3 protein-coding genes are annotated in these 4966 nt (G+C 78.5%); all 3 read right to left on the bottom strand.

Annotated elements, in window-relative coordinates; all coding sequences use genetic code 11:
• A partial coding sequence (locus VGB14_17270) for a hypothetical protein (protein ID HEX9994682.1) occupies window positions 1–624 on the bottom strand: 624 nt, incomplete at its 3' end.
• Complete coding sequence (locus VGB14_17265) at window positions 621–3614, bottom strand: glycosyltransferase (protein HEX9994681.1); 2994 nt, start codon at window positions 3612–3614, stop codon at window positions 621–623. The genes VGB14_17265 and VGB14_17270, both read right to left, overlap by 4 nt.
• Window positions 3611–4966: lipid II flippase MurJ (locus tag VGB14_17260; protein ID HEX9994680.1), on the bottom strand; the 1356-nt coding region annotated here is incomplete at its 5' end. The genes VGB14_17260 and VGB14_17265, both read right to left, overlap by 4 nt.

Raw genomic sequence — 4966 nt, 5'->3', positions numbered from 1 at the left:
GGGCACGAGGAGGCCGAGGCCGGCGCCGGCGGCGACGGCCACCGGGGCCAGCCCGTCGGCGAGGCGCGACGTGAGGGCGACGGCGGCGAAGCCGATCGTCGCCCCCTTCACCGCCCGGCCCGGCGCCCGGTCGAGGAGGTTGCCGAGGTTGGCGGCGAGGGCGACGAGGGCCCCGTCGGCCAGCAGCCGGCCGACGGCGGCGCCCGGCTCGGCGGCGTGCACGGCGGCCACGCCGACGGCGGCGCCGCCGGCCAGCTTCAGCGCCCCGGTGGTGAGGCGCCCCCCGGCCGCGGCGGCGAGGTGGCCGCGGAACCCGCCGCTCTCCCCGGCGCCGGCGAGGTCGTCGAGCAGGCCGAGGAGCCCGAACCCGGCGACGGCCACGAGGGCCCCCGACGCGATCCGGGGGGCGCCGGTGTCGAGGTCGACCCCGGCGGCGTCGAGCACGGCGGCCACCGCGGCGACGACCAGGGTGGCGAGCGGGACGATGACCCCCGCCGCCGTCGGCACGTCCACCCCCCGCACGTTCGTCCGCAGGAACAGGGGCGCGGCGAACGTCGGCCGGAGGATGGCCCACAGGCCGGCGGCCGCCAGGGCGCCGGCGACCAGCGCGACGACGACGCTCACGCGCCGGCGACGGCCGCCGCAGGGGCGCCGACCCCGGTGGCCGGCCCGGCCACCGCCGGCGCGGCCGCCATCCACACCGGGCCGTCCCGGTCCCTGGCCAGCGCCAGCAGGGTGAGGTACGGCCCCACGTACACGAACATCAGCGCCGTCACGACCACCCCGGAGTCGTTGACCAGCCAGCCGATGACCCCGGCAGCGAGGGTGCCGACCACGCCGGCCCGCAGCGCCGACCGGGGCGGCAGCAGCCGTCGCCACCCGCGGGCCACGACCAGCACGTAGATCATGAACCCGGCCGCGATCGGCACCATCCAGGTCCAGATGGTCGCCCCGAAGACCCGGACGTTGGTCTCCCACTTGCGGGTGACGGTCGTGAGGAATGTGCCCTCGTCGTCGCCGACGTCGGTGACGAACCGGCCGAGGTGGGTGCGCTCGTCGGCCGGCCGCAGCAGGTCGACGGCCGTCGCCGCCACGAGGGCCAGCACGGTGACGGCGACGGCGATGCCGACCGCCCGCCACGTCAGCCGCCGCCCGCTCAGCACGTACCAGGTCAGCGCGAACACCGGGACCAGGGTGAGGATCCCGCCGACGTCGTTGCCGAGCATCGGCGCCCCGTCGGCGACGAGGACGACCACGAGCAGCCCGGCCGCCGTCACCAGCGCCTCCCGGCGGCGGGGCGCGTGCGCGACGTGGATGGCCGCGGCGAGCACGGCCGTCGCCCCGAGCACGGCGAACGCCGTGTTCCCGAACCCGGTGTAGCGGGCCGCGGTGTGCGGCGAGTAGCCGAGCACGCTCGACATCTGGAGCCGGGCGCCGGTGGCCACGTCGACCACGAGGACGGCCACCGTCACCCCGCACGTCCAGCCGAGCGGGCTCAGCGCGTGGCGGCGGGCGCGGCTGGCGACCAGCGCGAGGGCGAGGGCGATGGCGACGAGCACGGCGTGGCTCGGCGCGCCCATCCGGTTGACGCCCGGGATCGCCCTCAGCACGAACGTGGCCAGCGGCCAGGCCGCGAACACGAGCACGAGCAGGCGCAGCGCCCGCCCGACCCTGGTCGGCGGCCGGCCCTGGGCGAGGACGACGGCGGCCAACACGTAGGAGAGCGCCTGCACGACGATGAACGTCAGCGCCATCGGGAAGTAGGCCTCCTCCCGGCCGCCGGCGACGTCGTTCTGCTCGCGGAGGCCGGCGAGGTCGACGGTGCCGCCGTGGTAGCGCAGCGGCGCGCCGATCATCCCCGACGGCACGGGCACGCCGAGGGCGGTGAGGATCGTGGGCGCCAGGTCGGTGAGGGTGACAAGCCCGAGGCGGTTGGTCGACGTCGAGTGGAGGTAGCCGGGGACGACACCGGCCCCGGCGGCGACGACGGGCGTGAGCTCCCACGTGCCGGTCGGCGGGGTGAGGCCGACGACGAGGAGCAGGGTGCCGTCGGGGAGCCGGTCGGCGAGGTCGCCGACGAGGGCGTCCGTGCGGCGGATGGCGGCGGTGCGGGCCGCGGCTGCCTGGTCGGGCAGGGCCTCGGGCTCGAGGGCGGCGGCCCGCTCGGTGTCGCCGGGGTCGACGACGACGACCTCGGCGCCGGTCAGCGCGGCGTCGACGGCGGCGAGCACGGACCCGGCGTCGGCCCTGATCCCGAACGGCGCGGCCGGGTCGTCGACGAGCAGGGACGACCCGTCGACCGAGCCGAGGTCCACCGACCCGGCGCCGTCCATGACGGCCACGCCGGCCGGCCGCCGGACGACGACGTTGCCGCTCGGGTCGACGGTGTCGCCCACGCCGACGACCGCCGTGCGGAGCCCGGCGGCGTGCAGGGCGTCGCCCAGCGCGCCGGGCAGGCTGCTGACCTCGTCCCCCGCGCCGGTGATGGCGGCCGGCGCGCCGAGCACGACGACCTCACCCGGCGCCGGCTCCCCCGTCCGCCGTTCGAGGGCCTCCCTGGCCGTCGCCCCCTCCACCGGGTCCTCGGCCATCCGGGCGTTCTCGGCCTGGGGTGGCGACTCGACCCGGGTGCCGGCGCCGAGGGTGGCGTAGGCCTCGACGGCGGACGGCCGGGTCGACAGGGTGCGCACGCTGGCGTTCGCCATCGCCCCCCGCCGGGCGAGGGCCAGCAGCTCGGGGGTGCGCTCGGAGGTGAGGTCGTCGATGCCGAGGCGGGGGATGCCGACGACCACCACCCGGTCGGCCCCGGCCGTCGCCGCCCGGCTCGACGGCCGGCTGGCCGACCCCGAGGCGACCAGCAGGCCGAGCACGAGGACGGTCACCACCCCGATCAGGCCGACGCGGAGCGCCCTGGAGGTGAGGCGGGGCCACAGCGCCCGCAGCACGTCGACCCCCTGCCGGCCCCGGTGGGCGAACCCGGCCGGTCGCCGGCCCGTGTGGCGGTGGGTGATGGTCGGCACGTCGACCTCGACCACCCGGGCGCCGGCCCGCACGGCGTCGATCGTCATGCCGACCTCGAGGCCGAAGCGGGGCGCGAGGTCGAGCGAGCGCAGCAGCTCGGACCGGACCGCCCGCTGGCCGGACAGCGGCGCCCGCACCGTGCGCCCGGTGGCCCGGCGGATGCCGGCGGTGGCGACGTTCACGACGGTGCGGAAGCCGCCCTTGCGCCCGGCCGACGGGAGGACGGCGATGGTGAGGTCGGCGTCGCCGGCCAGGACGGGGCCGAGCAGGGTCGCCGCGCCGGCCGCCGACTCGCCCAGGTCGGCGTCGATGAGGAGGTGGACGTCGGCGTCGGGGCTGGCGTCCACGCCGGCGGCGACGGCGCCGCCCTTGCCGAGGTTGCGGGGCAGGACGAGCACGTCGGCGCCGGCCGCGCTGGCGGCGGCGGCCGAGCCGTCCGTGGAGCCGTCGTCGACCACCACCACCCGGGTGACGGCGGGGATGGCGAGCAGGGCCCGGACGGTGGCGCCGACGGAGGCCTCGCTGTCCTTGGCCGGCACGACGGCGACGACGACCGGCCGCCCGTCCCCGTCCATGCCCGTCGCCCCGCTCATGCCGCCCCTCCCCTGGCCAGGGCGCGGCGGGGGTGGCGGACCTCGGGCGCGCCGGTGAGGAGGGCGCCGCCGAGATAGGCCGCCCCGCCGACGGCGGCGGCGCCGGCGAGGGCGACGGCCGCCGACCCCCGGGTCCCCCACCCGACCGCCTCGACCACGGCCCAGGCGGCCAGGGCGGCCGCCGCCGCCAGCGCGGCGTCGCGGGCCAGCGCCCCGGCCACCGGCACGGGCCGGCCGAGCAGCGCCCGCACCCGCCCGTGCAGGGCGACGGCGCCGGCCGTGGCGGCGACCGTGTGGGCGATGCCCAGCACGACCACCCTCGTGTCTCCGTCCACGGCGGCCTGGAGGGCGACCATCAGCACGGTGGCCCCGGCGGCGACGGCCAGGTTCACATACGTCGGCCAGCGCACGTCGTCGAGGGCGTAGCAGGCCCGGGTGAGCAGGAACGAGAGCCCGTAGCCGGGCAGGCCGAGGGCGTAGGCGGCGAGGACGGCGGCGACGAGGCGGGCGCCGTCGGCGTCGAGCGCGCCCAGGCGGACGAGGGCGAGCGCCGGCGCCGCGGCCACGGCCAGCAGGGCCGCCGCCGGCACGACGAGGAACGCCGTCCACCGGACGCCGCCGCCCACGTCGGCCGCGAACGCCGCGTGCCGGCCCCCGGCGGCGTCGGCGGCCAGCCGGGGGTAGAGCGCGGTGAACACGGGGTTGGCCAGGAGGGCGAACGGCAGGAGGAAGAACGTCCAGGCGTACTGGTAGGCGACGACGCCGCCCTCGACCGGGTTGGCGAGCACGATCGTCACCCCGACCAGCGCCCAGTTGAGGCCGGCGTGGCCGGCGGCCCACACCCCCCGGCCCATGAGGTCGCGCGTCCGCTCCCCCTCGGTCGACCAGTTCGGCCGGGCCGCCAGCCCCGCCCGCCGCACGGCCACCAGCGGCACGACCGTCATGGCGACCACGCCGGCCGTCGTCCCGGCGGCGAGCAGGAGCTTCTCGGCGAGGTCGAGGCCGAGGGTCGTGTCGCTGCCCCGCATGGCCCGGAAGGCGACCATGGTGGCGATCACGACGACGTTGTTGGCCACCGGTGCGACCGCGGCGGCCACGAACCGGCGGTCGGCGTGGAGCAGCGCCGTCGCCACCGCGCCGACGGCGTACAGCAGCACCTGGGGCAGGAAGAACCAGAGCAGGAAGGCGCCGAGGCGGACCTGGGCGTCGCGGAGGTCGCCGCCGTCCACGCCAAGGGTCAGCAGGCGCATCACCTGGGACGCGGCCAGGACGCCGACGGCGACGATGGCCCCGAGCACGGCCAGCCCGCGGGCCAGGACGGCCGCCGCCAGGCGGGCCGCGCCCCGCCGGTC

This window comes from Acidimicrobiales bacterium, assembly GCA_036399815.1.
Lineage (GTDB): Bacteria > Actinomycetota > Acidimicrobiia > Acidimicrobiales > DASWMK01 > DASWMK01.
The sequence above is the reverse complement of the archived record's forward strand: the minus strand, read 5'-3'. Positions and strand labels throughout refer to the sequence as shown.

Excerpts from the sequence above, each read along its gene's own strand:
- VGB14_17265 (HEX9994681.1), bottom strand. The coding sequence starts at position 3,614 with ATGAGCGGGGCGACGGGCATGGACGGGGACGGGCGGCCGGTCGTCGTC.